The sequence below is a fragment of the Shewanella hafniensis genome, from assembly GCF_019655335.1.
Classification (GTDB): domain Bacteria; phylum Pseudomonadota; class Gammaproteobacteria; order Enterobacterales; family Shewanellaceae; genus Shewanella; species Shewanella hafniensis.
In genome coordinates this window covers 1-471 of record NZ_BPFD01000226.1, presented here as the reverse complement: position 1 = coordinate 471, position 471 = coordinate 1, and the positions used below count along the sequence as shown (strand labels likewise).

The window sequence follows — 471 nt, the reverse complement described above, 5'->3', positions numbered from 1 at the left end:
GAGAGGAGAAGAAAGAAAGAAGAGAGAGGGGGAAAAAGGAGGAGGAGGGGGAGAAGGAAAAGGAAAGAGGGAGGAAGGGGGAAAGAGAGGAAGGGGGAGGAAAGGGGAAGGAGAGGAGAAGAGAAAGAGAAGAAAGGGGAAGGGAAAAAGGAGGAAGGAGGGAGAGGGGGGGAGAGGAGAAAAGGAGAGGGAAGAAAGAAGAGGGAAAGAGGGGGGGAGGGGGGGAAGGGGAAAGAAGGAAGAAGGGAAAAAAGGAAAAAAAAAGAAGGAAAAGAAAAGGGAAAGAGAAAGAAGGGGGGAGAGAAAAGAAGAAAAGAGGGAGAAGAGAGAAAGAGGAGAGGGGAAAGAAAAAGGAAAAGAAAAAGAAAGGGGGGAGAGGGAAGAGAGGAAAGAGAAGAAAGAGGGAGGGGGAAAGAAAAGGAAGAGGGAAGAAAGAAAAAGAGAAAAGGGAAAAAAAGGAGGGAAATGCGG

Annotated in this window: 1 protein-coding gene; it reads left to right on the top strand. The window is 48.2% G+C overall.

The genetic code is table 11. From position 1 onward, the window contains the following. The coding region (locus tag K5Q99_RS23175) for a hypothetical protein (protein WP_220778143.1) at positions 1-471 on the top strand (471 nt) is incomplete at both ends.